General features: G+C 75.9%; 12 protein-coding genes. 7 read left to right on the top strand and 5 right to left on the bottom strand.

The annotated features are described in order from the left end of the window. Positions 1-8: 8 nt before the first annotated feature. The gene (locus tag ACYQBY_RS12470; protein WP_459644170.1) at positions 9-1,211 is read right to left on the bottom strand and encodes a serine hydrolase domain-containing protein; all 1,203 of its coding nucleotides are present in this window, start codon (positions 1,209-1,211) and stop codon (positions 9-11) included. Between the two features lie 176 nt (positions 1,212-1,387). Further along, the gene (locus tag ACYQBY_RS12465; RefSeq protein WP_459644169.1) at positions 1,388-2,611 is read right to left on the bottom strand and encodes a sensor histidine kinase; all 1,224 of its coding nucleotides are present in this window, start codon (positions 2,609-2,611) and stop codon (positions 1,388-1,390) included. Positions 2,612-2,780: 169 nt separating this feature from the next. Here ACYQBY_RS12465 and ACYQBY_RS12460 point away from each other — a divergent pair, with 169 nt between their 5' ends. After that, on the top strand, positions 2,781-5,030 hold the full coding sequence (locus tag ACYQBY_RS12460; RefSeq protein ID WP_459644168.1) for a rhamnogalacturonan lyase: 2,250 nt from the start codon (positions 2,781-2,783) through the stop codon (positions 5,028-5,030). Positions 5,031-5,160: 130 nt separating this feature from the next. Here the strand turns inward: ACYQBY_RS12460 and ACYQBY_RS12455 are convergent, their stop codons facing one another. The 3 genes from ACYQBY_RS12455 to mobA form a co-directional block, all read right to left on the bottom strand. After that, a complete protein-coding gene (locus ACYQBY_RS12455) occupies positions 5,161-6,129 on the bottom strand; it encodes an aldo/keto reductase (protein WP_459644167.1) in 969 nt (322 codons plus the stop codon). 170 nt (positions 6,130-6,299) lie between these two features. Next, positions 6,300-7,277, bottom strand: a complete 978-nt coding sequence (locus ACYQBY_RS12450) for an NAD(P)H-quinone oxidoreductase (RefSeq protein WP_459644166.1) — start codon at positions 7,275-7,277, stop codon at positions 6,300-6,302. A gap of 69 nt (positions 7,278-7,346) precedes the next feature. Next, the gene (gene mobA / locus ACYQBY_RS12445; protein WP_459644165.1) at positions 7,347-8,225 is read right to left on the bottom strand and encodes a molybdenum cofactor guanylyltransferase; all 879 of its coding nucleotides are present in this window, start codon (positions 8,223-8,225) and stop codon (positions 7,347-7,349) included. Between mobA and ACYQBY_RS12440 the strand changes: the two genes are divergently transcribed. The 6 genes from ACYQBY_RS12440 (at position 8,224) to ACYQBY_RS12415 (ending at position 16,264) form a co-directional block, all read left to right on the top strand. Continuing rightward, positions 8,224-11,625, top strand: a complete 3,402-nt coding sequence (locus ACYQBY_RS12440; protein ID WP_459644164.1) for a sensor histidine kinase — start codon at positions 8,224-8,226, stop codon at positions 11,623-11,625. The two genes, mobA and ACYQBY_RS12440, sit on opposite strands and share 2 nt — an antisense overlap. A 90-nt stretch (positions 11,626-11,715) precedes the next feature. Beyond that, positions 11,716-12,165 (top strand): roadblock/LC7 domain-containing protein, encoded by a 450-nt coding sequence (locus tag ACYQBY_RS12435; protein WP_459644163.1) that lies wholly within the window; start codon positions 11,716-11,718, stop codon positions 12,163-12,165. Between the two features lie 5 nt (positions 12,166-12,170). Further along, entirely contained in the window at positions 12,171-12,656 is a 486-nt protein-coding gene (locus ACYQBY_RS12430) for a DUF742 domain-containing protein (RefSeq protein ID WP_459644162.1), read from the top strand. Next, positions 12,637-13,251: a GTP-binding protein gene (locus ACYQBY_RS12425; RefSeq protein WP_459644161.1), complete on the top strand. Its 615-nt coding sequence runs from the start codon at positions 12,637-12,639 to the stop codon at positions 13,249-13,251. The genes ACYQBY_RS12430 and ACYQBY_RS12425 overlap by 20 nt, the downstream gene beginning before the upstream one ends. Positions 13,252-13,389: 138 nt before the next feature. Further along, positions 13,390-15,825 (top strand): chemotaxis protein CheA, encoded by a 2,436-nt coding sequence (locus ACYQBY_RS12420; protein ID WP_459644160.1) that lies wholly within the window; start codon positions 13,390-13,392, stop codon positions 15,823-15,825. 1 nt (position 15,826) lies between these two features. After that, the gene (locus ACYQBY_RS12415; RefSeq protein ID WP_459644159.1) at positions 15,827-16,264 is read left to right on the top strand and encodes a chemotaxis protein CheW; all 438 of its coding nucleotides are present in this window, start codon (positions 15,827-15,829) and stop codon (positions 16,262-16,264) included. Positions 16,265-16,286 lie beyond the last annotated feature (22 nt).

The following is a 16,286-nucleotide window of genomic DNA, read 5'->3' as shown; positions in this document are numbered from 1 at the left end:
GGGGGAGCTCAGCGGCAGAGGGCGGCGTCCACGGCGTCGACGACGTGCTGGTGCCCCGCCTCGGGCTCGCGCAGCGCGCCCGGCAGCGCGGTCACCGCGACCGTCACCGCCCGGCCGTCCTCGGTGACCCCGCCGCGCGTCTCGTACCCGGGGATGTCCCCGCCGTGGCCCCACGCCAGCCCACCGCAGCTCAGGGGGGTGCTGAAGATGCCGAGGCCCGCGCGGTCCCCGGGCGTCACGTTCGGGGCGGGGACGGTCCGGCGCATCTCCGCCAGCTCCTGCGGGCGCAGCAGGTCCCCGTCCAGCAGGGCCAGGAACACCCGGTTGAGGTCCGAGGGGGTGGAGACCACGTCGCCCGCCGCCCACGCGACCGAGGCGTCGAGCTCCGTGGCGTCGACCATCTCCCCGCCCGGCGCGGACGCGTGGTAGCCCCGCGGGTGCTTCCCGCGGATCCCGCGCTCCCCGAGGTCGGGCACGTACGTGCCGCGCAGCCCCAGGCGCCTGATGACGCGCTCGGTGGTCTCCACGGCCAGGGGACGGCCGGTGACCTTCTGCACGAGCAGCCCGGCGACGACGTAGTTCGTGTTGCTGTAGCTCCAGCCCTGCCCCGGGGCGAACTCCGCCGGCTGCGCCAGGGCCAGGTCGAGCAGCTCGTGGTGCTCCCAGTGGGCGTTGCCGAACTCCAGCAGGTCGCTCACGCCGAGGAGCGCGGTGTAGTTCGGCAGCCCGCTGGTGTGCTGCAGGAGCTGGCGGACGGTGACGGCCCGCCCGTCGCCGCCCGGCCCGCGCAGCAGCCCGGGCAGGTACGTCTCCACCGGCTCGTCGAGACGCACCTTCCCCTCCCCGACGAGCTGGAGCACGACGACGGCGGTGAAGGTCTTGGTGTTGCTGCCGGCGCGCACCCGCCCGTCCACCGGGACCCGCGCACCGGTCGCCAGGTTCCCCGTGCCCGCGGTGAGGTTCACGACGCGCCCGGAGCGGTCGCGCACGGAGGCCAGCGCGGCGGGGAACCCGTCGTCGGCCACCAGCCGGTCCAGGTTCCGCTGGACGGCCGCGGACGGCGGTGCCGCGGAGGCGGCGGGAGCCTGCGGGGCGACGGTGAACGCGGTGCAGGCGGTGGCCAGCAGCGCCGCCGCCGTTCCCGCGCGGCGGCGTGCGGTGCGCGCGGTCCGGGCGGGGCGGTTGCCGTCGGTGCGGTGGGTCGTGGGCACGGGAACCTCCTGGTGGGCGCCCCTGCCGGGGCGTCGTCGTGCGGTCGGTCCCAGCATCCGCAGCCGGGGTTCCCCCCGCGATGGGGTGCGCGGGAGTTCCCGGGGGGGTGCCTGCCCCACCCCGCCGGTTCCCGCAGGCACCACCACGGGTCCGCCGGGAACCTGCCGGGGACCGGTCAGGAACCCACCGGGATGCCGACCTCCAGCACGGTCGGGCCACCCGGTGGGCTCTGCACGCCCAGGGTCCCGTCGAGCGCGCCGACCCGGCGGCGGATGCCCGTCAGGCCGCTGCCGCGCCCCTCCTGCGCGCCGCCGTGCCCGTCGTCGCACACCTGCACCACCAGCCGCTCCCCGGTGGCGTGCAGGCGCACCCGGACGGCGCGGGCCCCGCTGTGCCGGGCGCAGTTCGTCAGCGCCTCCGCGACGGCGAAGTACGCGGCGGCCTCCACCGCGGCCGGCAGCGGCGGCAGGGGCGCCGCCTCCACCGTGCAGGGGAGGGAGCAGTGCGCGGCGAGGCCCGCGAGGGCGTCGGTCAGACCCCGGGCGGACAGCACCGGCGGGTGGATGCCGCGCACCACGGAGCGCAGGTCGCCCAGGGCGTCGTCGGCCGCCTGCCGCGCGGTGAGCACCATCGGCAGCGCGGCGGCCGGGTCGCGGTGCAGCGCCCGCTCGGCCATCCCCAGGTGCATCACGACCGCGACGAGACGGTTCTGCACCCCGTCGTGCAGGTCCCGCTCGATGCGCCGCAGTTCCGCGCCGTGGGCGTCCAGGGCGGCCGCCCGGGTCGCGGTGACCTCGGCGATCCGCTCGACCAGCGCCGTGCGCGGCGGTGCGAGCAGCGCGGCGCCCGCCCGCAGGTACCAGGAGGCCAGCGGAGGCAGCAGGAGCGGTCCCGTGGCGGCGTACCCGGCCGCGACGAGCAGCGCCACGCCCGCCTGCGACCAGTTCCCCACCGGGGTGTTCACGGTGGTCACCAGGTCCGGGACGAACGGCCACACCAGTGCGATGGCGGTGTTCTGCACCGCGCCCAGCGGGCAGCTCAGCGCCACCACCCCCGCCAGCGTGCCGACCGTCGCGTGCAGCAGCAGCCACGCGGCGTCCCGGCGCAGCACGGGGTCCACCAGCACCGCCAGCGGCCCGCCGCCCGGCGCCGGCGGCGGGTCGGGGATGCGCACGCCCAGGTACCCGGCGGTGCGGCGCCGCTCCAGGGCGGCGAGGGCGTGCGCCGCGCGCGCCGCCCGCGGCAGCAGGGGCAGGGTCACGAGGGGGAGCGTGCACAGCAGGAGCGCCGCGAGGACGAACCACGCCGCCACGCCGGTGCCCAGGCCGTCGACGAGGAAGCGGAAGTTGCGCAGGTGCCGCTGCCACCGTCCCGTCCCGGCGGTGCGGGCGTCCCTCACGCGGGGATGGTGCCACAGGTGCCCGTGCGGCGCCCTCGACCTCCCCGGAGGTGGCGGCGGGCGGGAGCCGGTCCGTGAAGGTGAAACGATAAAACTGCCCATTGCCAGGCGCGCTCGTGCGGTGGCATCCTTCCCGGCAATCGCTTTCCACCGCTTCGCTGGAGGAACCGTGCGCCGAGGACGTCGCGCAACCCTGTCCGCAGCCACCTGCCTCGCCCTGGCCGGGACCGGCCTCGCCCTGGCCGCCGCACCCACCGCCGCCGCACCGGGTGACGCCCCCGTCGTCCTGCGCCAGGCCGAGCACCTCGACCGCGGGACCGTCGCGGTGAAGACGGCCGACGGCGTCCTCGTGAGCTGGCGCCTGCTCGGCACCGAGCCGCAGGCCACCGGCTTCCACGTCTACCGCGACGGGCAGCGCCTCACCGCCCAGCCCGTCACCGAGAGCACCAACCTCCTCGACGCCGCGGGCACCCCCGGGGCGAAGTACGAGGTCGCCGCCGTCATCCGCGGCACGGAGCGTGCCCGCAGCGCCCCCGTCGCCGCCTGGGCGGGCACCTCCCGCGACATCAGGATCGACAAGCCCGCCGACGGGACCACGCCCACCGGCGCCACCTACACGTACCGCGCCAACGACGCCAGCCTCGGCGACCTCGACGGCGACGGGCAGCCCGAGATCGTCCTGAAGTGGGACCCCAGCAACTCCCAGGACAACTCCCGCGCCGGCTACACCGGCGAGGTGTTCGTCGACGCCTACGAGCTCGACGGCACGAAGCTCTGGCGGATCTCCCTCGGCCGCAACATCCGCGCCGGAGCCCACTACACGATGCTCGTCGTGCAGGACTTCGACGGCGACGGCCGTTCCGAGGTCGTCATGAAGACCGCCGACGGCACCCGCGACGGCAAGGGCGTGGTCATCGGCGACGCGAACGCCGACCACCGCAACAGCGGCGGCTACGTCCTCTCCGGCCCGGAGTTCCTCACCGTCTTCGACGGGCGCACCGGTGCCGCGCTGGACACCACCGAGTACGTCCCGCCGCGCGGCAGCGTCGCCTCCTGGGGCGACGGGTACGGAAACCGCGTCGACCGCTTCCTCGGGGGCGTCGCCCACCTCGACGGCGAACGCCCCAGCATCATCATGAGCCGCGGGTACTACACCCGCACCGTCATCGCCACGTTCGACTTCCGCGACGGCAAGCTCGCCCAGCGCTGGGTGTTCGACTCCGACCAGGCGGGCGCGCAGTACCGTGGGCAGGGCAACCACAACCTGTCCGTGGCGGACGTCGACGGGGACGGCCGCGACGAGATCGCCTTCGGCGCCATGACGATCGACGACGACGGCAAGCCGCTGTTCAACACCCGCCTCGGCCACGGCGACGCCATGCACCTGTCCGACCTCGACCCCACCCGTCCCGGGCTGGAGCAGGTCAACGTCCACGAGGACAGGAACTCCGCGTACGGGCTGGAGATGCACGACGCCCGCACGGGGCAGATCCTGTGGGGCGTCAAGACGGGCAAGGACACCGGCCGCGGTGCCGCCGCCGACATCGACCCGGCGCACCCCGGTGCCGAGGCGTGGGCCGTCGACGGGGCCTGGAACTCCCGCACCGGCTGGATGTTCACCGCGCAGGGCAAGCTCCTCGGCAACACCATCCCCGCCGCGAACCACGTCATCTGGTGGGACGGCGACCTCGGCCGGGAGATCCTCGACCACGACTTCACCGAGCTGCCGAACCGCACCGGCGTCGGCCGCATCGACGAGTGGGACCCGGCCACCTCCACCACGAAGAACCTGCTCATCGCCACGGGAACCCAGTCGAACAACGACACCAAGGGCAGCCCCACCCTGCAGGCGGACCTGCTCGGCGACTGGCGCGAAGAGGTGATCTGGCGCACCGACGACTCCACCGCGCTGCGCCTGTACACCACGCCGTTCCCGACGTCGCACCGGTTCCCGACGCTGCTGCACGACCCCGTGTACCGGGCGGGCATCGCGTGGCAGAACATCAGCTACAACCAGCCGCCGCACACCAGGTACTTCCTCGGGTTCGGCACGAAGGCCGCCCCGGTGGAGCTGCTGCAGACCCCCAGGGCGACCGCCGTCGACGTGAAGGTCACCCCGGACACGTGGGACCTGCGCGGCAGCGGCCAGGCGGAGATCCGCGCCCAGCTGCGCCCGCCGGCCGGCGTCACGCCCGAGCAGGTCACCGGCATCCGGCTCGTCGTGAACGGCACCCCCGTCGAGGCCACCGCGCTCGACACCCCGGGCAACGCCCCGTGGCGGGCGGTGTTCGACGGCGCCGCCGTGCGCGCCGCCCTCGCCGGTAGCACCGCGGCGAAGGCACAGGTCACCGCCGTGCTGCACACCGCCGACGGGCGCACCCTCACCGGTGCCGACACCGTCGTGGTCGAGCGGGGCTGATCCCGGGCGGGGGGCGTCCCCGCTGCCCGCACTCCCGAGGAGGGGGACGTTCCGCCGCGACACGCCCGCGTGTCGCGTGCGGGACGTCCCCCTCCCGCTGTGCGCTTCCGGGAGAACCACGAGCTCCCGGTCAGAAACCCGCGACCTCGTGCGGGGAGTACGGCGCCTCCAGCTCCGCGACGTCCTCCTCCGTCAGCGCCAGCCCCAGCGCCGCCACCGCGTCGTCCAGGTGGTGCAGCTTCGTGGCCCCCACGATCGGCGCGGTCACCACCGGGTTGCGCAGCACCCACGCCAGCGCCACCTGCGCCCGCGGAACCCCGCGGCGCTCCGCGACCCGCGCCACCGCCGCCACCACCTCAGCGTCCGACGCCACGTAGAGGGAGCGGCCGAACTCGTCGGTCTGCGTGCGCTCCGTCGCCGCGTCCCAGTCCCGGGTCAGCCGGCCACGGGCGAGCGGGCTCCACGGGATCACGCCGATCCCCTCGTCCGCGCACAGCGGCAGCATCTCCCGCTCCTCCTCGCGGTACAGGAGGTTGTAGTGGTCCTGCATGGTCACGAACCGCGTCCAGCCGTTCAGCTCCTGCAGGTGCAGCGCCTTGGCGAACTGCCACGCCCACATCGACGAGGCGCCCAGGTAGCGGACCTTCCCCGCCTGCACCACGTCGTGCAGCGCCTGCAGCGTCTCCTCCACCGGCGTGGCGGGATCCCAGCGGTGGATCTGGTAGAGGTCGACGTAGTCGGTGCCCAGGCGCCGCAGGCTGTTGTCGACCTCCGTGAGGATCGCGTGCCGCGACAGCCCCGCCCCGTTCGGGCCCGGCCGCATCCGGCCGTGCACCTTCGTGGCGATCACGACCTCCTCGCGCCGCACCGCCTTCAGCAGCACCCGGCCGAGGATCTCCTCGCTGCTGCCGGCGGAGTAGACGTTCGCGGTGTCGAAGAAGGTGATGCCGAGGTCGAGTGCGCGGTGCAGGAACGGCGCGGCCTCCGCCTCGGGCAGCGTCCACGGGTGGCCACCGCGGGCCGGGTCCCCGTAGCTCATGCAGCCCAGGCAGATGCGGGAGACCTCCAGGCCGGTGCGGCCGAGCTTGGTGTAGTCCATGGCGGGCAGCCTGCCGAGCGTGCTGCCCGGGCGCCACCGCGCCGCTGTCCCCGCCCATCTCCGGGTTCCGGCGGTCCGGGAGGGGGCCCGGTGCGCCCGAACCCGGAGATGGGCGGGCTGGGGACGGGCGTGGTGCGCCCGAACCCGGAGATGGACGGGGGCGGGGGGGCTCAGGTCGTCAGCAGCACCTTGCCGACGTGGCTCGACTCCTCCAGCACCCGGTGCGCGGCCGCCGCCTCCGCCAGGGGGAACGTCGCGTGCACCACCGGCCGCACGCGGCCCCCGGCCAGCAGCGGCCACACGTGCTCCCGCACGCTCCCCACGATCGCCGCCTTCTCCTCCAGCGGCCGGCTGCGCAGCGACGTGCCCAGGATCGCGCCCCGCTTCGCGAGCAGCAGGCCCAGGTCCAGCTCCGTCCGGGTGCCGCCCTGCAGGCCGATCACCACGATGCGCCCGTTGGGGGCCAGCACGTCGAGGTTGCGCGCCAGGTACGGCGCGCCCACCACGTCCAGCACCACGTCCGCGCCGTGCCCGCCCGTCGCGGAGCGCACCACCTGCACGAAGTCCCGCTCGCGGTGGTTGACGAGGACGTCCGCGCCGAGGGCGGCGCACCGGTCCAGCTTGTCCTCCGACCCGGCGGTCACGGCGACCCGCGCCCCGGCGGCCTGGGCCAGCTGGATCGCCAGGGTGCCGATGCCGCTGGCGCCGCCGTGGACGAGCAGGACCTCGCCCGGCCGCAGCCCGGCGAGCATGAACAGGTTGCTCCACACCGTGCACGCCGCCTCCGGCAGGGCCGCGGCCTCCACGAGCCCCACCCCCTCGGGCACGGGGAGCAGCTGGCCGAGGGGCACCGCGACGAGCTCCGCGTACCCCCCGCCGGACAGCAGCGCGCACACCGGGGTCCCCGGGGGCGGGCCCTCCACGCCCTCGCCGAGGGCCTCGACCGTGCCGGACACCTCCAGGCCGGGGTGCTCCGGTGCGCCGGGCGGCGGCGGGTAGTGCCCCTGCCGCTGGAGGAGGTCGGCACGGTTGACGCCCGCGGCGGCGACCCGCACCAGCACCTCCCCGGGGCCGGGCACCGGGTCGGGCAGGTCGGTGGGGACGAGGGCGTCGGGGCCGCCGGGGGAGGGGACGGTGATGGCTCGCACCCCCGGCAGGTTAGGAGGTGCCCGTGCGCCGGGCGCGGTGGGACGCAGCGCCGGGCGCGGTGGGGCCGGTCAGGCCCCCGGGTCGCGGGCGTGCAGGCGCGCGGCCTCCAGGTCGGCGACGGTGTCCACGTCGAGCAGCTCCCGCGCCGTGACCGGCACGAGGACCTCCGGCCCGGCCAGCACCTCGCGCAGCGCCCGGCCCGCAGCCGGGGCCGAGCGCAGCCGCGCCGCCAGGGCCGGCACGCGGTGCGCGCCGGGCAGGGGCTGGTGGCGCCCGTCCGGCCCGACGGCCACGGCCCGGTCCGCGCCGGGGTCCCGGGCCAGCGCGGCGAGCAGGCGCGGCACCACCGGGCCCGCGAACGGCTGGTCGCCGCCGAGGACGACGGCGACACCGGTGCCGGGGGGCAGGGCGGCCACCGCGGCGGCCAGGCCGGCGACGGGCCCGCCTCCCGGCGGCTGCTCCCGCACGGTGGTCACCGGGCGGGCCGTCGGCCGCCGCGGCCCCACCACCACGACCGGCAGGTGTGCGGGGGCACCGGCCAGCAGGTGGTCCAGGAGCGTCCGCCCGGCCAGCAGGGCGGACACCTTGTCATGGTCCGACTCCGGTCCGTCAGCGGTTCCGGTGAACCGCCGCGAGGTGCCGCCGGCCAGCACCACGAGCACGGCGGGTGGTCCTTCGTCACAGGGGGTCGATGTGGCGGGATCGACTGCACCGGAGGGCGTCACGGTGCCTATCGTGACCCCGGCGACAGCGGTGCGGCTGCTCCGCCGGGCGGTGGCGGGGCGTGCCGCCGGACCGCCGTCCGGACCCGGCGCCGGTGCTGCTCCGAACAGGTGGAGCACCGGCACCCGGCTCAGGCACCTCAGATCGCCCTCCGATCTCCCGAAGGATCGGTGGACCGCCCGCACCCGCCCGATCGCCGCCCGTTGCCCCTGGAAGGTCGTCATGCTCCGGAACCTGAGCATCAGAGCCAAGCTGCTCGCCCTGCTGGCCGTGCCGCTCGTGCTCCTCCTGGCGGTGGCGGCCGTCCTCAACGTGCAGGTCGTCCGCGAGGGGCGGGAGCTGTCCGCCCTGGCCACCTACGCCGGTGGGGCCCGGGACGTCAACGCCGCCGCGAGCGCGCTGCAGCGCGAGCGGCTGTGGAGCGTGCAGTTCCTGCTCGACGGCACCCCCGAGGCGCGCCGCACGCTGGACACCACCCGCCGGGAGCAGGCGCAGGCCCAGGAGCGGGTCGACGCCCTCCTCGCCGGCTCGGGCCTGGACCTGCAGGCGCAGGGCGTCGAGGCGGTCGTGCGGGACCTGCGCGCCCTCACGACCTCGGAGCTGCCCGCCCTGCGCAAGGCGGTCGACGGGCGCAGGACGTCGCCCTACCTCGCCATGACCCGCTACGACCAGATCGCCGACCGCTTCGGGGACCTGGCGCCCGCGCTCGCGGACGGCACCGCCCGGCGCGACCTCGCCGCGGACCTGCGCGCCTTCGGGCTCACCGGCAAGCTCACGGACGCGGTGCTGCGCGAGCAGCTCGCCGGCGTCCTCGTGATCCGCGGGCAGGACGCGCGGCAGTCCACCGTCGCCCGCCAGGCCGCCGTCGTGGAGCAGGGCCTCTACCGCCGGCAGCTGAACGCCACCGCGCGCCCCGCCGACGTCGCCGCCCTCGACACCGCGCTGGCGCAGTTCTCCAGCGCCCAGACCACCCTCACCCAGGCGCGCCGGGAGTTCGACGCCAGCGGCGGGACGGGCGCCGCGGTCGCCGAGCTGGACTGGCTCAGCGCCTCCAACCAGATCGGCAACCTCTACGAGGCCCACGCCGTGCGGACGGCCGGGACCCTCGCCGCGACGGCGGAGCAGGCCCGCGAGGACGCCACCCGGCGCACGCTCCTCGTCACCGTCCTCAGCCTGCTCGTCCTCGGTGGCGCGGTGGCGCTCGCGCTGTGGCTGGCCCGCGGCTTCGCGACCCGCCTGACCCGCCTCGCGGCCAGCGCCACCGCCGTGCGCGACGAGCTGCCCCGCATGGTCGAGCGCATGCAGACCCCCGGCGAGGGCCCCGGCGTGGAGTTCACCCCGCTCGACGACGACAGCACCGACGAGGTCGGCCAGCTCAGCCGCGTCGTCAACGACCTCAACGCCACGACCGTCTCCATCGCCCGCGAGCAGGCCGCCCTGCGCGCCTCCATCGCGGAGATGTTCGTCAACGTCGCCCGCCGCGACCAGGCCCTGCTCGCGCGCCAGCTGGCCTTCCTGGACCAGCTGGAGCGGACCGAGGAGAACCCGGACACGCTGAAGAACCTCTTCACGCTGGACCACCTCGCGACGCGCATGCGCCGCAACGCCGAGTCCCTGCTCGTCCTCGCCGGCATCAACACCGGCCGCCGCCTGCGCCGCCCGCTGCCGCTGTCGGACGTCGTGCGCACCGCCGCCGGCGAGATCGAGCACTACGAGCGGGTGGACCTGGCCCTGGAGGCGGACCCGCCCGTGGCCGGCCACCAGGCCCTCGCCGTCGCCCACCTGATCGCGGAGCTGCTGGAGAACGCCACCAACTTCTCCGACCCGACCTCCCGCGTGCAGGTCGCCACCCGCGAGGGCGGCCCCGGCATCGAGGTGTGCATCACCGACTCCGGCCTCGGCATGAGCGAGGAGGAGCGCACCACCGTCCTGCGGCGCATCAGCACGGCCCGCGCCAGCGACGTCGTCGGCGCCCAGCGGCTCGGGTACTTCGTCGTGGGCCGCCTCGCGAGCCGCCTGGACGTCCGGGTCGACATCGCGAGCGAGGAGGGCAGGGGCACCACCGTCACGCTGGGCCTGGCGCCGGCGCTGTTCGTCCCCGGCTCCGTCAGCGCCCCGGCCGTGGCCGCCGGGGTGGAGGCCCCCGCGCGCGCGGAGATCGAAGCCCGTCCCGCCGACGCCCCCGCAGACGTTCCGGCCGCCGCCGCTCCCGCCGCCGCCCCGGTCGTCGAGGTGCCGGCCGTGGAGGTCCCGGCCGTGGAGGTGCCGGCCGCGGAGGTCCCGGCCCGGCCGGTGCCGGCCGCGCAGGCGGCCCCGGCGGACGCGCCCGCCGCCCAGGTGCCCGCCGGGGGCCCGCTGCCGGCCCGCCGTCCCCTGCCCACCCGCCAGCCCACCGGCTCCCACCGCGCCCAGTCGGTCCCCGAGGTGCCCGTGATGCCGCAGGTGGAGCTGCCCACCACGCCGGCCTGGACGCCGGAGAACCTCCCCGCGTCCGGCGAGACGTCCCCGATGCCGCGCCGCAGGCCCGTCGAGGGTGCCGCGGCCCCGCTGCCGGGCGCGGCGCAGGACATCCTGCCCAGGCGTGCCGCCGGCCGGGGGCGCCCGCGCCGCGACTCGGCCGTGCCGCCGCGCACGGCCGCCGAGGCGCTGTGGACCGCCCGGACCCGCCCGGGGACACCGGACCCGGGTGCGGCGCCCGTGCCCACCCCCGCCCCCGGCCGCACCCCGCTGGTCCCGCCGATCGCGCCCGCCCCGTCCGGGGCGGGCGGCACGCTGCCGCAGCGGCGCCGTCCCGCCCCCGCGGCGGACGCCCCCGCGGCGCAGGCCACCGCAGCACAGGCCCCCGCGGCGTCCGAGGCCGTCGGCCCCGAGGTCGTCAGCCCCGAGGCCGCCCCGGTCGCCCCGGCGTTCCCGCTGGCCCCGCCCGTGGAGCTCCCGGCGCCCGCCGCCGGGCAGGTCGCGGACGAGCCGGTGGCCGAGCCGGTGGCCGAGCCGGTGGCCGGGCCGGTCCCGGTGCCGCTGGCGTTCCCGGTGGCCCCGCCCGTGGAGGTCCCGGCGCCGGCCGCCGGGCAGGTCGCGGACGAGCCGGTGGCCGAGCCGGTGGCCGGGCCGGTCCCGGTGCCGCTGGCGTTCCCCGTGGCCCCGCCCGTCGAGGTGCCGACGCCGGTCGCCGCGCAGGACACGGACGAGCCGGCCGCCGCGCGGGACACCGCCGAGCAGCCCACCCGCACGCCGGGGGCGCCGCTCACGGTCGCCGAGGCGCTCCGCCAGCGTGCCGCGCAGAGCGGCGGCCCGTCCGCCCCCGCGCCGTCCGCCCCCGCGCCGTCGGCCGCCCCCGCCGCGAGCGCGTTCCAGCCCACCATGGCCGCCGGGTCCCAGCCGCTCACCCGGCGCACCGCGGGGGCCACCCCGGCCGCCGCCCCCAGCGAGCCGGCCCGGAGCGGTTCCCCGACGCGGCAGCGCCGCGCACCGGCCGACGTGCGCTCGATGCTCAGCGGCTTCCAGGCCGGGGTCAGCCGCGCCCGCGAGGAGGGCGCCACCGGCGAGCTGCCCCGCGTGCAGGCCGACGCGCCGCCGCCCCAGGCACCCGCGGAGGGCGACGCCGGTGAGCACCGCGACAGCTGAGCAGCCACCGCCGGCACCCGCCGGCACCCCCACCACCCGGCCGGGCCGTCCGCCCCGCTCCCACCGCCCCGACACCGGAGGAACCGCACCGTGACCACGATGAGCTCCGAGGCCGCCGACTTCAGCTGGCTCCTCGACAACTTCGTCCACAGCACCCCCGGCGTCCGCCACACGGTCGTGGTGTCGGCCGACGGCCTGCTGATGGCCATGTCGGAGCACCTCGACCGCGAGGCCGGCGACCAGCTCGCGGCCATCGTGTCCGGCATGGCGAGCCTGTGCCGGGGGGCCGCGCGCCAGCTCGCCGCCGGTGAGGTGCGCCAGGCCATCATCGAGCTCGACGAGATGTTCTTCTTCCTCGTCAACATCTCCGACGGCTCCGTGCTGGCCGTGGCCGCCGAGGCGGGCTGCGACGTCGGCCTGATCGGCTACGAGATGGCGATGCTGGTGCAGCGCTGCGAGGCCACGCTGACCCCGCAGCTGGTGTCGGAGATGCGGGCCCACCTGCCCGTCTCCGCGGCACCGGCTCCCACGGGGTGGTGAGCGCCGTGACCCCCGCGCCCGACCCGCCCGGGCCCGTGCCCGGCCCGCCCGGGCCCGTGCCCGGCCCGGCCGGCGACCCCGGGAGCCACGACGCCCGTGCCCGGGACCTGTACGCGCACGAGACCGGGGACGGGGACCACGAGGGCGAGGAGTTCACCCTCCGCCCCTACACCGTCACGGGTGGCCGGACCCGGCCCACCTCGGCGGACATCCCCGTGGAGGCCCTCGTGGAGGCCGTGGTGAGCCCGGAGCTGCGGATGACACCGGAGCGGCGGCGCCTGCTGGAGCTCACCACGGGGCAGTACCTTTCGGTGGCCGAGCTGTCCGCGCACCTCCGCCTGCCCGTGGGCGTGGTGCGGGTCGTCGTCTCCGACCTGTCGGCCGACGGCCAGGTCCGCATCCACGGCATGGCACCGGCCACGACCACGGCGGACCCCGCCTCCACCATCAGCGTCCTGGAGAGTGTTCTCAATGGCATTTCCTCGCTCTGACGTGAGCCAGCCGACGCCGGCGGGGACGTCCTCGGCTCCGGCGACGGCCCCCACCGTCGTCAAGATCGTCGTGGCCGGTGGCTTCGCCGTGGGCAAGACGACGTTCATCGGGTCCATCTCCGACATCGAGCCGCTGCGCACCGAGGCCGCCATGACGGAGCACTCCGTGGGCGTCGACGACGCCGGGGTCAACGCCTCGCGCAAGACCTCCACGACCGTGGCGATGGACTTCGGCCGCATCGCCCTGCCGGGCAACCTGTGGCTGTACCTCTTCGGCACCCCGGGGCAGGACCGCTTCCTCTTCATGTGGGACGACCTCGTGCGGGGCGCCATCGGCGCGGTCGTCCTCGTGGACACCGACCGGCTGGACCAGTGCTTCCCGGCGGTGGACTACTTCGAGTCGCGCGGCATCCCGTTCGTCGTGGCGGTCAACTGCTTCGACGGCATCGCCCAGCACGACCTGGAGTCCGTCCGGGAGGCGCTGGCCGTGGGCGCGCACGTGCCGTTCGTCTACACCGACGCCCGCAGCCGTGCCGCGACCAAGCACAGCCTCGTCACCCTCGTGCAGCTCGCCCTGACCCGCCTCGCCGGCTGACCCACCCGGCGGCCCCGCCGCCCCGAGCAGCGCCCCGCCCCGCGGCGGGGCGCTGTTTCAGTTCCACCCCGCGCCTGCCGATGAGGTCTACAGGCGCGCCGCCGTGCGAGCGATCACCGACAGCCGGGAGTGGACCACATGGACGACATGGACGAGATCGTCCAGGAATTCCTCGTCGAGAGCTACGAGAACCTGGACCAGCTCGACCGCGACCTCGTCGCCCTCGAGCAGCAGCCGGAGTCCCGGGAGCTGCTGGCCAGCGTCTTCCGCACCATCCACACCATCAAGGGCACCAGCGGCTTCCTGGCGTTCGGTCGCCTCGAGGCCGTCGCCCACGTCGGTGAGAACCTCCTGGCGCGCCTGCGCGACGGTCAGATCGTCATGACGCCGCTGACCACCGACGTGCTGCTGCGCATGGTCGACACCATCCGCGCGCTGCTCGACCGGATCGGTGAGACCGGCGCCGAGGGCGACGTGGAGGTCGACGCGGTCGTCACCGCCATCCGGGCCGTCCTCGACGGCGAGACCCCCGTCCTGCCGCCGTCGGCCGGTGCCGGCGAGGAGGCCCCCCGGCCCGCGGCCCCCGCCCCGGTGGTGGCCGAGCCCGTCGCCGAGACCCCCGCCCCCGTGGCGGAGGTCCCCGTGGTCGAGGCCGCCGTCGTCGAGGCCATGGTGGAGGCCGCCGTGGCCGAGACCGTGGTGGAGGCCGCTGCGGAGGCCGTCGTGGCCGCCGAGCCCGTGGCCGAGCCCGTCGCGGAGCCCGAGCCCGTCGCCGAGGCCGCTCCCGCGCACGTCCCCGCACCCGCCGTCCCGGCGCCCGCCGAGGCCCCCGCCGGCCAGCCCGGCCAGTCCGGCCAGTCCGGCCACAACGCCGACGCCACCGTCCGCGTCGACGTGGAGCTCCTGGAGACCCTCGTCCGCCTCGCCGGCGAGCTCGTCCTGGCCCGCAACCAGATCCTCCAGCGCGCCGGCTCCCTGCGCGACGAGGACCTCACCCGCGCCTGCCACCGCCTCAACCTCGTCGCCAGCGAGATGCAGGAGGGCGTCATGCGCACCCGCATGCAGCCCATCGAGCACCTCTGGTCCAAGCTGCCCCGCGTCGTGCGCGACCTCGGCAACATGCTCGGCCGCAAGATCAAGCTGGAGATGGAGGGCAAGGAGACCGAGCTCGACCGGACCCTCCTCGAGGCCGTCAAGGACCCGCTGACCCACATCGTCCGCAACGCCGTCGACCACGGCATCGAGCCGCCGGAGGTCCGCCTCGCCGCCGGCAAGAACGAGACCGGCACCCTGCGGCTGCGCGCCGCGCACGAGGGCGGTCAGGTGCTCGTCGAGGTCCGCGACGACGGCAAGGGCATCGACCCGGCCGTCATCGGCGCCAAGGCCGTCGAGAAGGGCCTCGTCTCGCAGGCCAAGCTCGAGACGATGACCACCAGCGACATCCTGCAGTTCCTCTTCATGCCCGGCTTCTCCACCGCCGCGAAGGTCACCAACGTCTCCGGCCGCGGCGTGGGCATGGACGTCGTGAAGACGAACATCGAGCGCATCGGCGGCTCCGTGGACGTGGAGTCCACCCCCGGCCACGGCACCATCTGGCGCCTGCGCATCCCGCTGACCCTGGCGATCGTCCCGGCCCTGACCGTCGAGTGCGCCGGCGAGCGCTACGCGATGCCCCAGGTGAACCTGCTGGAGCTCGTCAGCCTGGACACCGACCGCATGGCCAACGCCATCGAGGACGTCGCCGGCGCGAAGGTGTACCGCCTGCGCGGTGCGCTGCTGCCGCTGGTCCGCCTCGACGAGGCCCTCGGCCTGCAGCGCCCGGTGGACGAGCCCGAGCCGACCCGCCTGGTCATCGCGGTGCTGGAGTCCGACGGCCGCCGCTTCGGCCTGCTCGTGGACCGGGTCCTCGACACCGAGGAGATCGTCGTCAAGCCGCTGTCGGGCGTGCTGAAGAGCATCGGCAGCTACGCCGGCGCCACCATCCTCGGTGACGGCCGGGTCAGCCTGATCCTGGACGTGCAGTCGCTGGCGCGGCGCACGATGCGCTCGGAGGGACTGGAGCACGCGGTGGCCGCACAGGCGCAGAGCGCGGAGACCGCGGGCGACGACCAGCGCCTGCTCGTGGTGGGCCTCGGCGGCAACCGCCGCGTGGCGATCCCGCTGGAGGTCGTCACCCGCCTCGAGGAGTTCAAGGTCGAGAACATCGAGCGCGTCGGGCGCCGGGAGGTCGTCCGCTACCGCGGCGAGATCCTGCCGCTGGTCCGCCTCTCCGACCACCTCTCGGGCAGCTACCGCGGCTACGACGAGGCGGAGCCGGAGTCCCTGCCGGGTGTCGTGTACTCCGCGCGCGGGCGCAGCGTGGCGATCGTGGTCGACGAGATCGTCGACATCGTGAGCCAGCAGACCGCGCACAGCGACATCGACGACGCCGGCCTGGTCGGCTCGGCCGTGATCCGCGACCGCGTCACGGAGCTGCTGGACGTCCGCTCCGCGATCCTCGCGGCCGACCCGAACTTCTTCTCCGCGGAGGCTCGCGCCGAGTTCGCCGCCGCTACCAGCAGCCTGGGGGTCTGACGTGTCCACGCAGTACGCCACCTTCCACCTGGCCGGGCACCTGTTCGGCGTGGAGGTCCGTCGCGTGCAGGAGGTGCTCACCGAGCAGCCCCGCACGCCCGCGCCTCTGGCGCCGTACGCCGTCGCCGGCCTGATCAACCTGCGCGGGCAGGTCGTGACGGCCCTGGACCTGCGCCGCCGGCTGCGCCTGCCGGACCGCGGCGAGGGCCAGGTCGCGATGAACGTCGTGGTCCGCGCCGCCGAGGAGGTCTGGAGCCTGCTGGTGGACTCCATCGGCGGGGTCATCGAGGCCGCCGACGCCACGTTCGAGCCGCCGCCGGACACGCTGAACGGCCCGGTGCGCGAGCTCATCCGCGGCGCGTACAAGCTCGACGGCGCGCTGCTGCTGGTGCTGGACGTGGACCGCGTCCTCGACATCGAGGGCGTGGTCGCGGTCTGATCCGCACCGCCTCCCCGGACGG

The sequence above is a fragment of the Kineococcus anabasis genome (genome assembly GCF_054590795.1).
This window is presented reverse-complemented; position numbering and strand designations above follow the sequence as displayed.